Genomic DNA, 19,287 nt, shown 5'->3' on the forward strand with positions numbered 1-19,287 from the left:
GCAGTTTAGAACTGCACTTTTTTAGTATTAATTTTTATTCAATTTCTGCGGCTTCAAGATTTACTGCATTTACAGCCACTTCTGTAAGGGTTTTATCGGCTCCTTTTTCTTCATCAAGTGTAAGTTCGAGTAAAGAAGCTGCTTCTGGAAGTCCAAGCGTTTCTGCAAACTGTCTCAGCGTTCCATAAGTAGCAATTTCGTAGTGTTCAATTTTCTGACTTGCAGCAATAATTCCGGCATCACGCACAACTCCAACTTCAGTTTCTTCTAACATTCCTTTGGCTTCTTCAATCAAACCTTCCATTGCATCGCATTTTTTTGCGGCTGCTTTTTGTCCAATGATTTTAAAAACTTCTTCAAGACGTGTAATTTGCTCTTCAGTTTCAGTTAAGTGATTGTTGATCGCGTCCTTCAATTCTGGCGAAGTTGCATTTTTAACCATAACCGGTAACGCTTTTGTTAAGGCTTTCTCTGCCCAATAAATATCTTTCAATGCATCTTCAAACAACTCTGTTAATCCAGAAGCGGCATCTTTTTTAGGTTTTGTAACTCCTCTAGGCGTTGTTTCTTTTTTCGCAGTAGTTGTTGTTTTCTTATCTGTAGTTTTCATGGTAATACTATTTATGATTTCTAATAACCCAAAATTACAACCTAACGTTTGGAAAGGGTTATAATATTGCATTCCAAAATTTCCATTCTAAACATCTGTTAATTAAATAATTATGAAGACAAATTCTATAAAGAATTTCTTTACAATCGGTTCTAGCTTTGTAGTATATAAACATTTAAAAATACACGTCATGAGCACTACAGATAAAAACATAGTAAGAGATCGAAATTCAAGATTTGAGGATTTCAACAAAAATAAAAGCGGTCAAATTAATGACTACTTCCAAGATGTAGAAGATCATAAAGAATCGGACACTGACAATCGCGAAATTGCAGAACGAGGTTATACGGTTCGAAACGGCCATAATCCGAATCATCCGAATCCCGATGAAGATTTGAGCGATGATGATCTAGATGATTTAAACGATGATTTTCACACTGACAGAGACCTTGAAGACAATAATGATGATATTTATGAAGTCGAATTGGAAGAAGAAAATGATGAATTAGATAATCCTAAGGACGAATTGAATTTCGATTTTAACGAAACTGAAGACGTTCTAGAAGATATCGATGACGACGAGGATGAGGATAATGAGGATGATGAGGAAGAAGAAGACGATGATGATGATTATATCGAAGAAGATATTGATGAGGATAACGATTATGTTGAAGATGATGTCCAAGAAGATGATGATCCAGAAGAATATCCTGAAAACGATCCTAGAAGATTATAATTTTCGCTTTCAAAAAATATAAAAAAAACCGTTAAGTATTGAACTTAACGGTTTTTTGAGTTTAAAATCTAGTGTTAATCGCCAATAATTTTCAATACTGGAATATCGTCCATCTTTGCTAAGCGTTCAGCCAATCCTGCTTTTGCTTCACTAAGTTCTTGTTCTGCTTTTGCTAATTCTTTGTACCAATTTTCTTTTCCGACTGTTGAATGTTCTATTTTTCTTAGGATTTCGTAAATCTCCCCTTCTGCTTCCATGACTTTCAATCTTTTATAATACGTCAGACTTTCAGTCATATGCGCCAAAGCAATCATTGCGGTTAAAAACGGATGGTTGTTGGTTACGTTTACATCTTTTATTTTGCCATGTTCTAGTTCTACTTTTAACGCAAAAGCAAATTCTTCCATATTAAAAGCAGCATGCTTACTTTTAGGATCTAAATAGGCTTTTATAGCATGAACATTATTCATGGTCGAAAGATCTACGTCTGTATGGTTTTTATCATTTAAATCTTTAAAAACGACATTGGCAATCGCTCTTGCTTCTGCATTTGTTGGATCATTTTCAGGATTATCAAAATCACGAATTGACCAATCCCAATTCATAGGATGCACAGGTTTTATATATTTTTCGCAAAAGTCTGTTACATCATTTTTCAAACTTACCATGACGTCGTCCCGTTTTACGTAAACATCTTGATAAGCACCGCTTTGTTTTCCCATGACTAGTTTTTTACTTGAAACTGCAAACGACACACCAAGATTGATGTGCCGTTTTTGTTTCTGATTTATTTACTGATTCGAGCTTAAACTCTTGTTCTTCCTGTAATTAGTGATATTACAAATAATACTAAAAATATAAAGAATAAGACTTTAGCGATACTAGCGGCTCCAGCGGCAATTCCACCGAAACCAAATATTCCCGCCACTATGGCTAGAATAATGAATGTGACTGTCCAACGTAACATAATAATAGTTTTTTAGTTAATAATGATCTTGTATGAGGCTTTTAAAGAGAGCCTTAACTCTTTTATTTAGGCGCATTCCTGGTCAAGATTGATTTCGTAATTCTGAATCAATTCTGAGAATGCGGTTTCTGTTCTTGTAAAATATTTTTTATTGCTTCGGCTTTTTTTAACGCTGTCAAAATACTTTTGGATCGATCCGTCTTCGTAAGTCGAAATCAATAAAGGATGAACGTAATAATCTTTGCATACTTTTCTAGTATTTCCCAATGCTTCGGCAGTTAGATCAAAGGCGGCGATGACATTTTTCTTAGCTTCTTTTTCGTCTGCTGTAATTCCCATTTCCATTAAACTTTCAAAAAATATAATTGATGCCGCCCAAGTTCTAAAATCTTTGGCACTGAAATATTCTCCAGATATGGCGTGTAGATATTCATTTACCATGTGACTGTCCAACACTTTCTTTTCGCCGTTTTTATCGTAATATTTAAAAACTTCCCAGCCTGGAATTTCTTCGCATCGGCTGACTAATTTTATCAATTGTTTGTTTCGTGTTGTAATCGTATGCTGTTTTCCTTTTTTACCAACAAATTCAAATCGAAGTGAATTTTTATTGATATTGATATGACGTTTTCTCAAAGTCGAAAGTCCGTACGATTTATTGTCTTTGGCGTATTTTTCGTTTCCAATTCTAATGTGTGTCTCTTCCATTAAACGAATCACCAAAGCCACTACTTTATCTCTGCACCATTCTTTTTTTTCTAAATCCAAATCAACTTGTTTTCTTATTGATGGAAGTTTGGCGCCGAACTCTGCTATCTTATAAAACTTAGTCTGATTTCTAAGCAGATTCCATTTTGGATGATAGCGATATTGTTTTCTCTTTTTATCGTCAATTCCAACTGCCTGCAAATGTCCGTTTGTACAATCTGCAATACGAACATCTTCCCAAGCCGGCGGTAAAACCAAGCTGTTAATTCGTTCCAATTCCGATTTTGATTTTACATCACGTCCATTTTTTTTATATACAAAATTTTCACCTTCGCGGCAGCGTACAATCGTAAGCTGATTATCATTAACGTATTCCAAATCTAGTTTGTCAATCACTAAATGAGGCGTCTTAATCAACTGGTTCATTAAATTCTCTTTTCTCGCTGCAGCATTCATGACTTTGGTTCTATTTTAAGTTGAATTATAAATTTGAATATTAATTGGTTCTTAAAGAATGAATAAGCTTTTCTTTATTCATATAAGAGCGCCCTTTTATCCCAACTTTTGTGGCTTGTTTTTGAAGTTCTTCTTTCGTCCAATCTTCATATGGTTTTGCATTTCCGCCTTTCTTTCCAGAATCTGGCGTATTGGCAATACGAGCCGATTTTTCTTTACTGTAGCCCTTTTTAACAAGAGCTTCGTATTGTTCTTCGTTTTTAATTCTTGGATTTGGCATGACTTTAAAATTTAAGTAAATGTTCCGAAATCTGTTATGTCAAAGTTCCTCAAAAAGTAAAACTATTCTGTTATAGAATTTTAGTTTGAAATTTCAAATTTGTAGGATGGGAATTGTGAAAGGGAAAATAAAATTTTCATGAAAATAAAAAATCCCAATTCTATCGAGTTGGGATTTTTTATTTTAGAATGAATAACTACAGGATTCTCTCTTTCATTATATTTTTATTTTTTTTTGTAATCGGATCCAAATAAGATATTTCAAATTTAGTTTTGCCAGCACTTAAAGTCAGAATAGAAATGGCTGTTTTTTTTATCTTTTTTCCTTTAATAACCCTTAAAATTAATTTCTAAGCTTGTTTTATCAATTTTATATTCCATTTTTTCAATCCTAAATTCTGCTTTATCATTATTAATCGATGCTAGGTCTCCTGCCCAGACTTTGATAAATTTTAGATCAAATGCCAAGGCAATACCAGGATTCATTTGCAGTTCTATCCTGCCCGACCCGCTTTTTTCTTCCTTTTCTATAAATTCTTCAAAAGTAGCTGGAAACGAAGCGTGCTTTTGACTTTTATTCACATTGATTTTTAAAAATACTCCAGAATTAAGAAAATTATATTCTTCAATTTTAGGAACTACTTTAAAACCATAAAAAGCAGAAGTATTATCTTGAGAAACTGAAGTCTGAATATCGCCTAAGAATAGCTTGGTACTTATTAATTTTAATTCATTTCTAAAATAGTTAAGATCTGCACTAAAAAGCGATTCGTCTTCGTCATTTAAAAACAGCGTATTAAAACTGGGATAGTAGCCTTGCGCAGAAGCAGAAAACGTTAAAATAAAAAGTAAAACGATGATTTTAATTTTCATGAATTATAGGATTTGATCATTTATAATGCTCATAAAACTGATTTCTAAATATTTCTTTCGAATCATATTTCTTCTTCAACTCAAAAAAGTTGTCTGTCTGCGGATAAACTTTCCTCATTTTTTCTTTATCAATATGAAGACGATAGGGCAGATAAAACGTTCCATTGTTTTTAATTGCCGCGTCAACTAGTTTATTGGTCAATATTTTCATTTCTTTCTCTTCTTTTTCAGTTTTCTTCTGATTAAAAAGAAACACAAAACCAAAAACATCTTCTTTAGCGTAATTCATAAATGTATCTTCATCTTTATTTACAGCACGAATCGTAATGTTTAATAAATCTATTTTGGATTGAAGTAAAATGGGTTTTATATCTTTAAGATATTGATTGAAATCTTTTTCTGGAATAAAATATTCGTGAAGCAGATCTGTAGAATTTGGATCTTTGTTTTCAATTAATGAAACATGATCGTTTAGTAATTCATTGCGTGAAAAAATAGAATGCTGTGTTACTTTATTCATTCCTGTTTCTAAATCCCAACGAAGTCTTTTTCCGTATTCACTTCTTACCGAACTTCTAAAAACCAGTCGTTTTGTTTCCTGATTCTTTTCATTTTGTTTTTGAAGTGAAAGCGGTTTTTCATCTGTTTCTTCAAAAAAATTAATAGTCGCTTCTTCTAAAAATTCCTGATTTGCAATTTTTAATCTTCCAAAAACCAAATTCACTTTCGGATTATTGGTAATTAGTTTTTTATAATAACTAACATATTTATCAGGGCTAAGACGGAAATATTTAAACTTCAAAGCTTTGTTATCGACCACTTTTAGTTTTATATCTAAAATCACTCCGAAAAGGCCGTAACCTCCCAAAACAAGTTTAAATAATTCTGGATTTTCGGTTCTGCTGCAATTTAAAATCGATCCTTTATCATTCAATAAAGTAAAAGAAACTACCGAAGAAGAAATTGGCGGCGAATCTTTTTGCCAGCCATGTCCATTAACACTAATAGAACCTCCAACAGAAAACGAACTAAATGCCTGCATCACACTAATTGATTTTCCATTTTTGTCTAAATATTCAATAGCATCCTGCCACAGCGCGCCAGAACCAATTGTTAGAATATTATTGGCTTTATCAAGCTCCATATGATTGTATGGAAGCATATTTAATAAAATTCCATCCGGATATATAGTATGTCCGCCCATACTGTGTTGAGCGCCCGCAATGGAAATTTTTAGATTTTTCTTCTGGGCATATTTAAGAATATCCTGAAGCTGTTTTACAATAGTTGCTTTATTACCGGGAACTTTTATAATAGTATCTACTTTAGTCAAATTAAGCTGACTTGCATCATTGGTATATCCTTTTGTAATATCTGATTTACTGCCTGTTTCGCTCCATTTTGTCTTTAAAACATGACCAATTGGAATGGCAATTAGAATCAGAATAATCAAACTTAATAGTAACCAAATTTGCTTTTTTTCATATCAAGAAATAAGTTTTAATAAGAACTCCTATTATTAATTACATTTTACTTTTTTCATTTTTCCAGTTTTGTCATCAAATTCTACACAGGTTCTTTTTAATAAAACCATTTTGTTATTCACTACTTTATATTCTGCAGTCATAACTTTTCTGCCGGCACAGCATTGATTATGCTCTGAAATAATTTTTGTTTTACTGTCAAATTCTAATGAACTGCCGCTAAAACTGCTTTCAAAGTATTTTCCTGTTTTAGGATCATATAAAAAATACAAACTCGTACTATCGGGACCAGCCGTACCTCCTTCATAAACAGAAAAATCTGGAATCCCATCAAAATTATAATCGTCGATGCTAATATTACCTATTCCCAAAAGCTGACATTCTACATCAAACTTTTGAATTAGCTTATCAGTCTTTTTTTCGAAAATTTTTACACATACAACACTTGCTTGATATCTATCTTTTTCTCTGGAAAGTACCAATTTGAAATATTTATCTTTTAACGAAGTAGTTTGCAAAATTTCTCTGTTAGACCAAACCGCGTTGTTTTCATCTTGAAGATCAAATTCTTTGGTTAAGCTCACTATTAGCTCTTTACCAGAATTAATATCCTTCCAGGTTCCGTTTAACTCTTTATTTTTAGGGTTATAATTCTGAAGGATAAACTTACCACTAATCTTATTATTTTTGTCTTTTTCTGCTAATACCAAATTCTTTCCTACAAGTTTAGCGCTTAAAAAAATTGGTGTATCAAAATTTGAATAAGCATATACAGCAGAACCTGATTCTTCAGAATAAATATCGGCAACTAATTCAATTGGATATTTATATATAAAGCCTTTGTAGCTTATTTGAGCTGATAATAATGTAGTTACAAGAAAAAATAGTAAAGTAATTTTTTGTTTCATTAGGTGCTGTTTTTCTTAAGTATTACAAACATACATTTTCTAATAATTAGATGCATCCAAATCCTATAACTTTTCTTTAAAATCCTGTAAAGCTTTTCTGCTTCTTCTGGAATAATTTTACATTATAACATTTAAACCATATAAATCATGAAAAAGTTATTATTAGCCGGAAAAGCCATTTTAGGAGCAGGACTTATTATCTTATTCCTTCAATCTTGTAAAAACGAAACGAAACAAGAAGATCCAAAAGAAGTTGCAGAAGATGCTAACGAAGCAAAATTTGACACTATAGATAGTAAAGAAGATGATTCTGAATTTTTGGTTGATCAAGCAGAAATTAACTTAGCTGAAATCGAAATTGGTAAACTAGCTCAAACAAAAAGTACGAATCCAGAAGTACAAAAATTTGGTAAAATGCTTGTTGATGAGCACACTAAATCAGCATCTGAAGTGAGTGCTTTAGCAAAAACAAAAAACTTTACATTACCAACTACTTTAACTGAAGAAGGTAAAGATGAATATAACAAACTGAATGAAAAATCAGGCGTTGATTTTGACAAGAAATTCGCCGATATGATGATTGACGGTCATGAAAAAGCGATCGACAAACTTCAAAAAGCTTCAAAGGATGCTACTGATGAAGATGTAAAACTTTGGGCTACTAACAATATAGCTGGTTTAACAGCACATTTAGAACATGCCAAACTGCTAAAACAGAAATTGGATAAAAAGTAAAATAAATTTAATTGGTTATTATTTATTTTTAAAAACCCCTCAAGAGTTGAATTGCTTGGGGGGTTTTACTTTTTAAGTTACTAAGGTTCTGAGATGCTAAGCTTCTAAGCTACTAAGGCTCTAAGCTTCTAAGATTCTGAGATAGGTAGATTCCGAGAGTAAAGAATCTTTTATCTTAAAGCCTTAGAAACTTTAATTCTTAGCATCTTAGTACCTTAGTAGCTCAGAAGCTAAGAATAAATCCTTTTTCCTTTAAAGAAAACTGCTTCTCTTTTTGGAAGACGTGCAACAGCTTCGGCAGAACAGCTTGCTTTTACCAAAATAAAGTCGGCATCGTTTCCTACTGCCGGCCAAACTCTGGTTCCTGCATCATTAAGCGGTAAAACCTCATCTTTTGTGGCAATATGCAAGGCACGGCTTAGGCTAAACTCATCTGTCCATCCGTAAAGTTGTGCGCATAATTTTGCTTTTTCGAGCATATCGCAGGTTCCAAACGGCTGCCAATGATCTACAATACTGTCTGTTCCCGTCATAAGTTTTACACCGTATTTTTTCAAAGTTGGAATTGGCATAATGGTTTTCCCAAACGGAATTGTTGAAATTACTCCTATTCCTAAATGCCCCATTTGCTCGGCAATTTTTTCCATATCTTTTGGATCCATTCTTGCCAAAGCAAAACCATGACTTATATAGCTTTTACCTTGTAATTCTTTATTCTCTTCAATTCTTTTAATCATGTGCTCGATCGCCGCTTTTCCAGATGGAGGCGATTCGTGCAAATGTATATCGATGCCTTTTTTGTTATCCAGCGCAATTTGAAACATGGTATCCAGCGATTTTTCCATGTTGCCATCCACATTTGTCGGATCGAGTCCTCCAATAAAATCAATTCCCATTTTAGCCGCTTCACGCAGCAAAGGTTCTGATTGCGAATATAAAATTCCGTGCTGCGGAAAAGCAACAATTTCCCATCCAAAACTATCTTTATTATTTTCTAATGCCAATAACAAATGTTCTAAGCTTTTTAAACCGCTCACAGGATCAATATTGCATTGGCATCTGGCAAAATAACTTCCCTTACTTTGCATCAATTTGATCGCTTCTTCGGCTTTGCGTTGTGAATCGGGTAATAACTGCGGAATCAGCTTTTGTTCCAGCGTTATCATATCTTTTACCGTAAAACCTTTTCTAGGCGCTGCATTCCAAGTACTGCCATAGTACGTTTTATCAATATGAATGTGCATATCTCTTAAGCCAGGAAGCATTAAAAGTCCTTTTCCATCTATTGATTTTATTTTTAAATCTGATTTTCCTGAAATGATATTTTTGATTTTTCCATTCGAAATATGCAGATTATACAAATTCGTTTTTGTAGCAGCAACTTCATTTTTTTCGTTGTATTCAAAACCGTCTTCCAACCGTACATTAGTCAAAATATAATCTCCTGAGGTTTTATCTTCTTCTATATCAGGCAAAACTTGTGCAGCCGCTTTTGCTCCTATTCCAGAAAATAACGCAGCTCCCGTTGCTGCGGCTCCAAGACCTAAAAATTTCTTTCTGCTTATTAGATTTTCTTCCATAACGTAATTTTACATTTCAATCTTGATTCTATTGAAGATATTGTTATGCAAAAATCGTTTAGAAACTTAAAAGAGAACGGTAAAATTACGGAGAAGGATGGTAAAATTTATAACTTTCTTTAAAATCGCCAGGTGTTTTTCCAGCATATTTTTTAAATACTTTAGTGAAATAGGTATTATCATTAAACCCCAATTGGTAAGCGATTTCTTTAATTGATAAATCGGTACTGGTAAGCAGACGTTTTGCTTCGAGTATGGTTCTCTCTTTTATAACATCGCCTGCGTGGATTTTTAAATAACGCTGTGAAAGAATATTAAGATAGTTAGGTGTAATATTTAATTTATCGGCATAAAAATGCACCGAAGATTCTGTATTAAAATAACGATCGATCAAGAGATTAAAATTCTTGATGATTTTTTCTGGTTTTGAAGATGAATCATGTTCGGGAAACTGAGCCAAATAATCTTTCTGCAATAGTTTTAATACTAAATGCAGATGAAGCAGCGTAGTTTCTTTTGTAAGCAATTCTTTTTCTGGAATTATCAATTCAATTTCGAGAAGATGCTTTTTAAATTCCTGAAATCTATTTTCGGTTAACGTTAAGCAGTACGGAACGTTTTGTTCAAAAAAGGAATAAGCGCTTAAACCTGAAAAAACAGTAACAATTTCTGGCGAAAGCATCAATTGAAACCCCGTCGTATCTTCATTAAGCACCCAATTATGGACTTGTCCGGGTCTCACAAAATAGACCTGATTATCGTATACATTGTATTGTGTAAAATCGATATTGTGAATTCCTGATCCTTTTTCAACAAAAAATACGAGAAAAAAATCATGTTTATGAGGCTGTTCAAATGCGTTTCGTCCTTTAACGCTATGGCGAAATAAAGTAATACATAAAGTTTCTTCTCCAAGTATACTGCCGACAGATAAAACAGGAATCGAATCTTTATTCATTCAAGTTACTAAGTTTTGAGATGCTAAGATAAAAAAAAAGCTTCTAAGCTTCTGAGATGCTAAGCTTCTAAGCATCTTCTTTTACAAACTTAGCATCTCAGAAGCTTAGACTCTTAGCATCTTAGTATCTCAGAAGCTTAGAATTTTATCTCCCCACTGTGTTCTGCAGATGCTGTGGATATCTGGAACCTTCTATTGTAATTTTTGAAGCCGCTTCTGTTAAAGCTGCAACATCTTGTGCTGAAAGTTCTAAATTTACTGCTCCCAGATTTTCTTCTAAACGATGTAATTTAGTCGTTCCTGGAATTGGAGCAATCCAAGATTTTTGAGCTAAAATCCATGCAAGAGCAATTTGTGCATTGGTTACGCTTTTCTCAGAAGCCATTTTTGTAATTAAATCCACAATCGTCTGGTTGGCTTTTCTTGCTTCTGGAGTAAAACGTGGTAACGAATTTCTAAAATCGGTGCTGTCAAATTGCGTTTTTTCATCAATTTTTGCAGTCAAGAAACCTCTTCCCAATGGACTAAAAGGCACAAAACCAATTCCTAGTTCTTCTAAAGTTGGAAAAACTTCTTCTTCGGGATTTCTCCACCAAAGTGAATATTCACTTTGTAATGCCGTTACAGACTGAACTGCATGCGCACGGCGAATACTTTCTGCTCCAGCTTCCGACATACCAAAATGTTTTACTTTTCCTTCCTGAATCAAGTCTTTAATCGTACCGGCTACGTCTTCAATCGGTACATTTGGATCAACTCGGTGCTGATAATACAAATCGATTACATCGGTATTTAATCTTTTTAATGAACCTTCAATACTTTTTCTAATCCATTCTGGACGGCTGTCCAATCCTTTTTTAGAATCGCCTTCCAAAAAACCGAATTTAGTAGCAATTACAACTTCATTACGAAAAGGCGCCAGAGCCTCTCCCAAAAGTTCTTCATTCAAAAATGGTCCGTAACATTCTGCAGTATCAAAAAAAGTAATTCCTTTTTCATACGCCGAACGAATCAGATTGATCATTTCGTTTTTGTCCTGAACTGGTCCATATCCAAAACTCATTCCCATACAGCCAAGCCCCAATGCTGAGACTTCCAGACCGCTATTTCCTAGTTTACGTGTTTTCATTTGTTGCTGTTTATTAGATGCAAAGGTTCAGAGGAACAAAGGTTCAAAGATTTCTTCATTAAGAACCTCTGTACCTTTGAACCTTTGTCACTTTGAACCTATTTTAAAGACGCCATATCAATCACAAATCGATATTTTACATCTCCTTTTAATAATCTTTCGTAGGCATCATTTACGTCATTGACACCAATAACTTCAACATCAGATGTAATGTTGTGTTCTGCACAGAAATCAAGCATTTCCTGAGTTTCTGCTAATCCTCCAATTAACGAACCTGAGAAACTTCTTCTTCCTAAAATCAAACTGAAAGAAGTTACAGGAAGCGGATCCATTGGAGCTCCAACAAGTGTTAATGTTCCGTCTACTTTAAGTAAGTTTAAGTACGCATCAATGTCATGTTTAGCAGAAACGCAGTCTAAAATAAAGTTTAAACTTCTGGCGTGTTGTGCCATTTGTGCTTCATCTGTAGATAATACAACCTCATCTGCTCCTAAACGTTTTGCATCTTCTGTTTTTGATAAAGACGTAGTAAATACTACAACGTGAGCACCCATTGCTTTTGCTATTTTGATTCCCATATGTCCAAGTCCGCCGATTCCAACGATTCCCACTTTCTGCCCAGGACCTACTTTCCAGTGTTTTAATGGAGAATATGTTGTAATTCCTGCACATAATAACGGCGCAACAGCAGAAAGATCTAATTTGTCTGAAATATGCAGAACGAATCTTTCGTCAACTGTAATACTCTCAGAATAACCTCCATAAGTTTGTCCGCCTAAATGTTTATCTGGCGAATTAAAAGTCTGTATATTTCCTTCATCACAAAATTGCTCTAAATCATTTTTACAATGTTCGCATTCTCTGCACGAATCTACCAGACAGCCAACTCCGGCTAAATCGCCTACTTTGAAACCTTTTACATGATCGCCCACTTTTGTAATGCGTCCTACGATTTCGTGTCCCGGAACAATCGGATATATGGTGCCATGCCATTCATTTCTAGCTGTATGCAAATCAGAATGACAGATACCGCAATATAAAATTTCGATTTCGACATCGTGCGCCAATACTTCTCTACGTTGAATGTCTAATGTTTTTAATGGTGCTTCGGCAGCTTCTGTACCAAAGGCTTTGATGTTTTTTGTTTCCATTTTTTATAGTTTGTTATTTTTTTGTTTCAGGTTTCAAGTTTACTTTACAAAAAGGCAATAGAAATCCAGCCTATCTATATTGACTTTCAGATATTTATATAAATTTCGATTATTTTAGCTTAATCAAAAAATAAAATCTGCCTTAATCAATAAAATCTGCGTGAAAAAATCTCAATCCAACTGCTTACCAACTAAGCATCCTAGAAACTTAGAAGATTAAAGAATAATATTCTTCATCAGTAACGCTTTCCATCCAAGTTCCTGAACCTTTGTCAATTTCTGTTACGATGGTAATATGCGAATACGAGCTTTCTGGTGTCGCTCCATACCAATGTTCTATTCCCGGAAGAATCGTTAAAACCTGACCTTTTTGTAATAAATTAATTTTTCCGCCTCTTTCCTGATAATATCCTTCGCCTTGCGTTACAATAATCAATTGCAGGCTTGCATTACTGTGCCAGTTGGTTCTTGCGCAAGGTTCAAAAGAGACGTCTTTGATTGTCGTGTTTTCGGGGTGAATTTCGCTGGTTTGTTTTTTATATGACACCTCACCTGTCATATAAGTGTTTGGAACTTTACCTTCTTCTGTTACGGCTGTGAATTGTGTCGACATAATTTCGTTGTTTTTCGGGTTAATAATTTGTTTGAATTTTATTGATAAACTTATTTCAGTAAAATAATCAACGGATCGAATCTCTTTTCGAATGAGAATTTGAGTTTAATTAATGCGTAAAAATGTAAATGTTAGGCTGTAATCAAAATTTAAAACTAAACAGTAAAGCTGACGCCGCTTTATGAAGTGTTTATTTAGTCATTCAAAAACTGATACAAAGATTCGTTGTTATTTCAGGGACAAATGTAGTGCAATACTAAAGTCCTGAAATAATAAAATTCAAACAAAAAATTATGAAATTCAAACAATTTACATTCGAAGCGATTTTGGAACCGTTCCAGTAAGTCTTTTGAAGTAATTATTAAAGTAACTCGGATATTCGAATCCAAGCGAATAACCAATATCCGAAACGCTCCAATCGGTATGCTGTAATAAAGCTTTTGCTTCGTTGATAATTCTGTCGGTAATATGTGCCGTTGTGGGTCTTCCTGTAATTTCTTTTACAGAACGATTTAAATGATTGACATGTACGGCAAGACTTTGCGCATAATCCTGAGGCGTTTTTAAAGTCAAAGGCTGATCTTTGGTCTCAATAGGAAATTGTCTTTCTAATAATTCTAAAAATAAGGAAGTAATTCTGGAAGAAGCATTTTTATGTTTAAAGAAATTATCCGAAGGCTGCATTTTCATCGACTCGTGAATGATCAGATTGATGTAACTGCGCATCAAATCGTCTTTAAAAACATAATCGGTTTCATATTCTGTTATCATTTTTTGGAATAATGAATCAATAAAAACCTTTTGTTCAGCATTTAAAGAAAATATTGGTGTTCCTCCGATTTTAAACAAAGGCGACTCGTGAAGTGTTTCCGAACGATCGTTTGTTTTTAAAAACTCTTCGGTAAAAACACAGGCATAACCTTCAAATTTCTCCGAAACTGTTTCCCAAGAATACGGAATAATCGGATTGCCAAAAAACAGAATTGTCCCGTCGGTTTCTATACCGCGATCGGCATATTGAATGATGCTTTTACTGGTGTTGATGCAGATTTTATAAAAATCTCGTCTGCTGTAAACCGGAACCTTACTAAAATCCCCATTTATAGGATAGACTCTAAATCCTTTCATCTTCAAATCTGAAGTGAAATCGCAATTCTGTATATCTGTCTGATTATTCATTTTGCAAAGTTATGAAAATCAAATAATATTTTATTGATGTTTTTGTTTCAGGTTTCAAGTTTTTTAACCGCAAAGCACGCAAGGATTTACGCAAAGTTTTTTTTAGAATCTCGCAAAGTCGCAAGGGCGCAAAGTTTTATTATTCTTTGTGTACTTTGCGTAAATCCTTGCGCTCTTTGCGGTTAAAATTAATTTTTAAAACTTCCGGCTCGTAATCCTTTTGCAGAAGCAGACAAAACAACTTCTTTAGCATTCTCATCTTTCTGAATAATGATTTGCGCATAACCATTAAAAAGCTTTCTTTTCCATGATTCTGCCGGCGTAATAACTTGAATAATTCCTGGATCGGTATTCATTACATCCCAATCTTTTATTTTTTGTAAAGGCGTTGTGATAATATAAATCGAATTATTTCCTTGTTTTAAAATTTTAGCATCCAAAACATATTTCTGAAGATCTTCTGCGCTTGGATTTATTTTATTTCCGTTAATGTAAACTTCGGCTGCAATTCCGATTTTTTTATAAAAGAAATGTACTTGATTTTTATCTGAAACTGATTTCAATTCAAAATTTCCTTTGTAGATATAAGATGGCGCCTGATTTTTATAATTGCGATCTTTAAAAGCGGTTATCCATTCATTTTCATTATAATTTGATTTTAAAGAAAGATCTGTGGTATTCCCTTTTTGCTCTTGCAAATTCATAATCGAAACCATTTCTAAGTCATCAATAAACTGGTCATTTTCTAGAGAAGTTGGATTTCCGTTTCCAACACCTAAAATTTTTCCTCCTTTTATATCAAATGTAATTTCATTATCAGCTGTTGGAACATGAAGTCCTTTTTTATCGGTAACTTCTACTGTAATCACACTCACTTTTGAATTTGGTTGATTTTCTTTGTCCAAAGATAATTTTACAGCTTCAGGATTTCCAGTTGTTTTTTGGATCTCCATTAAAACTTTTTTACCGTTTTTATAACCTATTGCTTCAAGCGTTCCGGCTACGTATTTTACTTTCCATTCTAAATGACCGTTCAATTCCATTTTCTTTTTTCCTAGACTTTTTTTGTTTAGAAAAAGTTCGACTTCATCACAATTCGAATACGCCCAGACATCAATTTCCTGACCTTCTTTCCCACTCCAATTCCAGTGTGGCAATAAATGCAAAACAGGTTCTTTTCCCCACCAAGATTTCAGATAAAAAACATTGTCTTTCGGGAAACCGCAGACATCCATCATTCCGAAATACGAAGTTACAGACGGCCAGCCGTACGGAGTTGGTTCTCCTCGGTAATCAAAACCTGTCCAGATAAACATTCCGGCCAGATAGGGTCTTTCGGCATAGAATTTCCATCCTTCTTCAATACTGTAAAACGTCGGACGCGGTTTTTTATCGTACGCACTTTGATAGTGCTTGACATCATCTGTAAAATAAATACCTCGCGTTGCAAATGTTGAACCTTCCTCAGTTCCCATTCCCGGCTGATTTTTAAATTGGTTTCTGTGTGCATCAATATCACCGTTGCCTAAATAATTATAGCCCATAATTTCAACAACAGACGAAATCCCGCTTTTAAATCCGCTGCTGATTCCTACCGTAACTGGTCTTGTCGGATCAATGCTTTTAGCAAAATGCTGCATCACTTGGGTGATTCTTTCTCCTGTGATACCGCCTTCAATCTGCCATTCTTCGTTACCAACCGACCAGCAAAAAATACTCGGATGATTACGGTCACGTTCCATCATTTGCTGTAAATCATTCAAATGATAATCGTTTATTCCCATCAAACGGGTTTCATCAATAACCAGCATTCCGAGTTTATCGCAAGCATCCAAAAGTTCCGGAGTTGGTGGATGATGCGAACAACGATAGGCATTTGACCCCATTTCTTTCAGTTTTTTAATTCTGTAATACTGAATTTCATCTGGCACCGCCGTTCCGATTCCGGCATGATCCTGATGATTATTGGTTCCTTTTAGCTTTACCTGTTTTCCATTCAAGAAAAAGCCCTTTTCAGGATTCAATTCAATTGATCGAATTCCGAAAGAAGTCTCATAATTGTCAATTACTTTTCCGTCCTGTTTTATTTGGGTCTGTAAATGATATAAGTTTGGCGAATCAAGATCCCACAAAAGCGGTTTTTTTATATATAATTTCGAACTGTAATTTGCCTTTTGATAAAATTCCGGAGCCAAAACATTTTCCGATCCAAGAGCAACTTGTTTATTATTAGAATCAAAAACAGTTTGTGTAATTTCTATAGCACCTTTAAAATTTCCTTTATTCTCAATTGTGACAGCTGCAATCACATCAGCGTCATTATTTTTAAGTTCAGAAGTTACGTATGTTCCATTTGCCACAACGTGAATCGGATTTGTTTTCTGCAAATAAACATGTCTGTAAATTCCCGCTCCTTCATAAAACCAACCCTCTTCCATCGAAGCATCAACGCGAACAACTATTGTATTTTCTCCGCCGTAATTTACATAAGCTGTAACGTCATATTCAAATCCGTTGTAACCGCTTTCGTGAGTTCCTAAATAAAATCCGTTGAAAAATACTTTTGAATTTCTAAAAACACCATCAAATTTTAATGAAATAATACGCCCCAAATCTTCATTCGGAATCGTAATTTTTTTTCTGTACCAGCCGATGCTTTTTTCTGGATAGTTCTTTCCCGCTGCTTTAAATCCGTGGCTGAAACTTGCGCTTTCGCTAAAAGGCTGTTCTACTGCCCAATCGTGAGGAAGATCCAATTTTCGCCACGCGCGATCGTCAAAATCTTTCGCGGCAGGTCCGTCTCCAAATCCTGTTTTAGTTAAATAAGAGAAATAACCTTCGGCATGACCGAAATCTTTTTTTGTATCGTATAAATGTCCGAAAGAAAACCGCCAGTCTTTGTCAATCAAAATCAGTTCTCTTTCTGATTTTTTTTGAGCCAAAACTGTAAAACAGATTAAAAAAGAAGTATAGAAAAGCAGTTTCTGAAATGTGGTTTTCATAAAAAGGGATTGTTAGTAAAAATCAGTAATGATAAAATTAAAGTTTTCGATTTTGATATAGTAATAGTATTTTATCAAAATCTGATAATCCATTCATATCAATGCTTTTAATATGGTTTTCAAAATTTAGAATGAATCTAACGGCATAACTTTCAAAAATGATTTTCTTTTGATGTAATTTTATATCTAAATCTTAAAAAGCAATTACCATTATGAGTACTATTATTAATGAAAATAGGCTCCAAAGTACTTTTAAATCCCTTGATCATAAGATAAATAAGCTTAATGATCAAAAGATTATGGCTTTTTTTGAATCTTTAGGATTGTTAGAAAGAAAAGATGTTCCGAAAGACTTTTTAAATTGGGAAAATATACTAATTGTAGTTCCTAATCGACATGTGTCTCACGAACTGAAATATTATAAATACACGATTTCGAGGATTTCATTTGTAACGAATCCTTACGCAGATCAAATTCATATTTATGATCTTAAAGATTGGAAAAAGGCCGCAGGAAACAAGACTCAGTTTCAAATCAGAGAAATGATGAAAACGAGTTTTGGAGGTGTAAAGAAAGTTATTAAAGAGTCTTAAATTCGAAAATTCCAAGATTAAAAATCCAAATTCCAATTGAAGTTACAATTTCGATTGGAATTTTTCTTTTTTTTTTTTAACCGTAAATAACGTAAGAGTTTACGCTAAGTACGTAAAGATTGAGCGAAATAATCTAGCAAAGTCGCTACGCAAAGTTTTTTTTAAAACCATAAAAGTAATATAAGATAATTTAAGTTTGTCTAAAATGAACTTATATTACTTATATGGTTTAATTTTATTGCGCTCTTTGCGGTTAAAAAACTATTGCAACAAACTAGTTATCTTATCCTCTAAAGCCTTACCATGAATATTTTTTGCTATAATAATTCCATTTTTATCAACTAGAAAGTTTAACGGAACAGACTGCAGCATATAATCTCCAACAACTGGTGAAGTCCAATATTTTAAGTCGCTTACGTTTATCCAAGGCAATTTTCCTTTTGCGATTGCTCCTGTCCACAATGGCTTTTTAGTATCCATAGAAACTCCGTAAATTGATAATTTATCAGGGTAAGCATTGTGTAGTTTTATTAACAAAGGCTGTTCTTTAATACATGGCCCGCACCATGAAGCCCAAAAGTCTATTAAAACCAAAGAACCTCTTAAAGAAGAAACTGCTATTTTTTCTCCTTTTGCATCTGGCAGGTCAATTTCTGGAGCGATATCTCCAATATCAGTTCCTACGACTTGTGCGTTGGCTATTAATAAATTGAAGAATGTCAAGGTTAACACGAAGTAGATTTTTTTCATAATTTGATTAAGTTTATTTGTTTGGGGCTTTTTCTTAACCATATAAGTTATATAAGGAAATTTAAGTTTTTCTAAAATGAACTTATATAACTTATATGGTTTAATTTCTCTTCACGCCTCTGTGGCTTTGCGAGATTTATCAAAAAACAAATATAAATTTTCTTTTATAAAATTCTTTTCCTCAACAGCACTTTCTCCCACTCCAATCATAAAATTTTCATAAAAGCATATCGGGAAATTGGTATATCGGGAAAAGTCGATATATTTGCGGCATGGAAACGATAGAAATATTCAAAGCTTTATCCAATAAATCCAGATTGCAAATGCTGGAATGGCTTAAAGAACCCGAAATTAACTTTCCCGATCAGTTGCAACACGCCGGATTTGAGCATGGAGTCTGCGTTGGGCAGATTCAGGCAAAGGCTGGTTTAACACAATCTACAGTATCAGAATACCTGTCTATTTTACAGCGCGCTGGTTTTATCGAAGCCAAACGCGTTGGACAATGGACTTATTATAAACGCAACGAAGGTGCCTTTGAAGCACTTAGTAAATTAATTCAATCTAATTTGTAAA

General features: G+C 33.9%; 20 protein-coding genes. 4 read left to right on the top strand and 16 right to left on the bottom strand.

The genetic code is table 11. From position 1 onward, the window contains the following. Positions 1 to 34: 34 nt before the first annotated feature. The gene (locus ACFSC2_RS23195) at positions 35 to 610 is read right to left on the bottom strand and encodes a YciE/YciF ferroxidase family protein (RefSeq protein ID WP_379813482.1); all 576 of its coding nucleotides are present in this window, start codon (positions 608 to 610) and stop codon (positions 35 to 37) included. Between the two features lie 190 nt (positions 611 to 800). On the opposite strand from ACFSC2_RS23195, the gene ACFSC2_RS23200 reads away from it, so the two are divergent. Beyond that, entirely contained in the window at positions 801 to 1,346 is a 546-nt protein-coding gene (locus ACFSC2_RS23200; protein ID WP_379813483.1) for a hypothetical protein, read from the top strand. A 74-nt stretch (positions 1,347 to 1,420) separates the two neighbouring features. On the opposite strand, the gene ACFSC2_RS23205 is transcribed toward ACFSC2_RS23200, so the two are convergent. From ACFSC2_RS23205 to ACFSC2_RS23235, 7 genes are all read right to left on the bottom strand, one after another. Continuing rightward, positions 1,421 to 2,068, bottom strand: a complete 648-nt coding sequence (locus tag ACFSC2_RS23205; protein ID WP_379813484.1) for a DUF5661 family protein — start codon at positions 2,066 to 2,068, stop codon at positions 1,421 to 1,423. 83 nt (positions 2,069 to 2,151) lie between these two features. Next, a complete protein-coding gene (locus tag ACFSC2_RS23210) occupies positions 2,152 to 2,313 on the bottom strand; it encodes a DUF1328 domain-containing protein (RefSeq protein ID WP_134146008.1) in 162 nt (53 codons plus the stop codon). 66 nt (positions 2,314 to 2,379) lie between these two features. Further along, positions 2,380 to 3,477 (bottom strand): DNA topoisomerase IB, encoded by a 1,098-nt coding sequence (locus tag ACFSC2_RS23215; protein WP_379813485.1) that lies wholly within the window; start codon positions 3,475 to 3,477, stop codon positions 2,380 to 2,382. A gap of 40 nt (positions 3,478 to 3,517) precedes the next feature. Continuing rightward, positions 3,518 to 3,757, bottom strand: coding sequence for a DUF7218 family protein (locus ACFSC2_RS23220; protein WP_379813486.1), 240 nt, complete (start codon positions 3,755 to 3,757; stop codon positions 3,518 to 3,520). Between the two features lie 326 nt (positions 3,758 to 4,083). Then, on the bottom strand, positions 4,084 to 4,629 hold the full coding sequence (locus tag ACFSC2_RS23225; RefSeq protein WP_379813487.1) for a hypothetical protein: 546 nt from the start codon (positions 4,627 to 4,629) through the stop codon (positions 4,084 to 4,086). Between the two features lie 16 nt (positions 4,630 to 4,645). Further along, positions 4,646 to 6,082 (bottom strand): FAD-binding oxidoreductase, encoded by a 1,437-nt coding sequence (locus ACFSC2_RS23230; RefSeq protein WP_379813488.1) that lies wholly within the window; start codon positions 6,080 to 6,082, stop codon positions 4,646 to 4,648. Between the two features lie 66 nt (positions 6,083 to 6,148). Beyond that, complete coding sequence (locus tag ACFSC2_RS23235) at positions 6,149 to 7,021, bottom strand: XAC2610-related protein (protein WP_379813490.1); 873 nt, start codon at positions 7,019 to 7,021, stop codon at positions 6,149 to 6,151. A gap of 147 nt (positions 7,022 to 7,168) precedes the next feature. Between ACFSC2_RS23235 and ACFSC2_RS23240 the strand changes: the two genes are divergently transcribed. After that, positions 7,169 to 7,756, top strand: a complete 588-nt coding sequence (locus tag ACFSC2_RS23240) for a DUF4142 domain-containing protein (protein WP_379813491.1) — start codon at positions 7,169 to 7,171, stop codon at positions 7,754 to 7,756. A gap of 230 nt (positions 7,757 to 7,986) precedes the next feature. On the opposite strand, the gene ACFSC2_RS23245 is transcribed toward ACFSC2_RS23240, so the two are convergent. The 7 genes from ACFSC2_RS23245 to galA all read right to left on the bottom strand — a co-directional run bounded on the left by ACFSC2_RS23245 (position 7,987) and on the right by galA (position 17,368). After that, positions 7,987 to 9,336, bottom strand: coding sequence for an amidohydrolase (locus ACFSC2_RS23245; protein ID WP_379813492.1), 1,350 nt, complete (start codon positions 9,334 to 9,336; stop codon positions 7,987 to 7,989). An 85-nt stretch (positions 9,337 to 9,421) separates the two neighbouring features. Next, a complete protein-coding gene (locus ACFSC2_RS23250) occupies positions 9,422 to 10,294 on the bottom strand; it encodes a helix-turn-helix domain-containing protein (RefSeq protein ID WP_379813493.1) in 873 nt (290 codons plus the stop codon). Positions 10,295 to 10,439: 145 nt separating this feature from the next. Continuing rightward, the gene (locus tag ACFSC2_RS23255) at positions 10,440 to 11,423 is read right to left on the bottom strand and encodes an aldo/keto reductase (RefSeq protein WP_379813494.1); all 984 of its coding nucleotides are present in this window, start codon (positions 11,421 to 11,423) and stop codon (positions 10,440 to 10,442) included. A gap of 98 nt (positions 11,424 to 11,521) precedes the next feature. After that, positions 11,522 to 12,574 carry an NAD(P)-dependent alcohol dehydrogenase gene (locus tag ACFSC2_RS23260; protein ID WP_379813495.1) on the bottom strand — a complete coding sequence of 351 codons (1,053 nt, stop codon included), beginning with the start codon at positions 12,572 to 12,574 and terminating at the stop codon, positions 11,522 to 11,524. Positions 12,575 to 12,782: 208 nt separating this feature from the next. Beyond that, the gene (locus tag ACFSC2_RS23265) at positions 12,783 to 13,187 is read right to left on the bottom strand and encodes a cupin domain-containing protein (protein WP_379813496.1); all 405 of its coding nucleotides are present in this window, start codon (positions 13,185 to 13,187) and stop codon (positions 12,783 to 12,785) included. A gap of 309 nt (positions 13,188 to 13,496) precedes the next feature. Beyond that, positions 13,497 to 14,366 (bottom strand): helix-turn-helix domain-containing protein, encoded by an 870-nt coding sequence (locus ACFSC2_RS23270; RefSeq protein ID WP_379813497.1) that lies wholly within the window; start codon positions 14,364 to 14,366, stop codon positions 13,497 to 13,499. Positions 14,367 to 14,554: 188 nt separating this feature from the next. Then, a complete protein-coding gene (gene galA, locus ACFSC2_RS23275; protein ID WP_379813498.1) occupies positions 14,555 to 17,368 on the bottom strand; it encodes a beta-galactosidase GalA in 2,814 nt (937 codons plus the stop codon). 212 nt (positions 17,369 to 17,580) lie between these two features. Between galA and ACFSC2_RS23280 the strand changes: the two genes are divergently transcribed. Next, positions 17,581 to 17,961 (top strand): hypothetical protein, encoded by a 381-nt coding sequence (locus tag ACFSC2_RS23280; protein WP_379813499.1) that lies wholly within the window; start codon positions 17,581 to 17,583, stop codon positions 17,959 to 17,961. A 261-nt stretch (positions 17,962 to 18,222) separates the two neighbouring features. Here ACFSC2_RS23280 and ACFSC2_RS23285 read toward each other — a convergent pair whose 3' ends face one another. Next, on the bottom strand, positions 18,223 to 18,711 hold the full coding sequence (locus tag ACFSC2_RS23285) for a TlpA family protein disulfide reductase (protein WP_379813500.1): 489 nt from the start codon (positions 18,709 to 18,711) through the stop codon (positions 18,223 to 18,225). Positions 18,712 to 18,983: 272 nt separating this feature from the next. Between ACFSC2_RS23285 and ACFSC2_RS23290 the strand changes: the two genes are divergently transcribed. Further along, positions 18,984 to 19,286: an ArsR/SmtB family transcription factor gene (locus tag ACFSC2_RS23290; RefSeq protein WP_306157868.1), complete on the top strand. Its 303-nt coding sequence runs from the start codon at positions 18,984 to 18,986 to the stop codon at positions 19,284 to 19,286. Position 19,287: the final 1 nt, after the last annotated feature.

Source organism: Flavobacterium artemisiae, assembly GCF_042678225.1.
Lineage (GTDB): Bacteria > Bacteroidota > Bacteroidia > Flavobacteriales > Flavobacteriaceae > Flavobacterium > Flavobacterium artemisiae.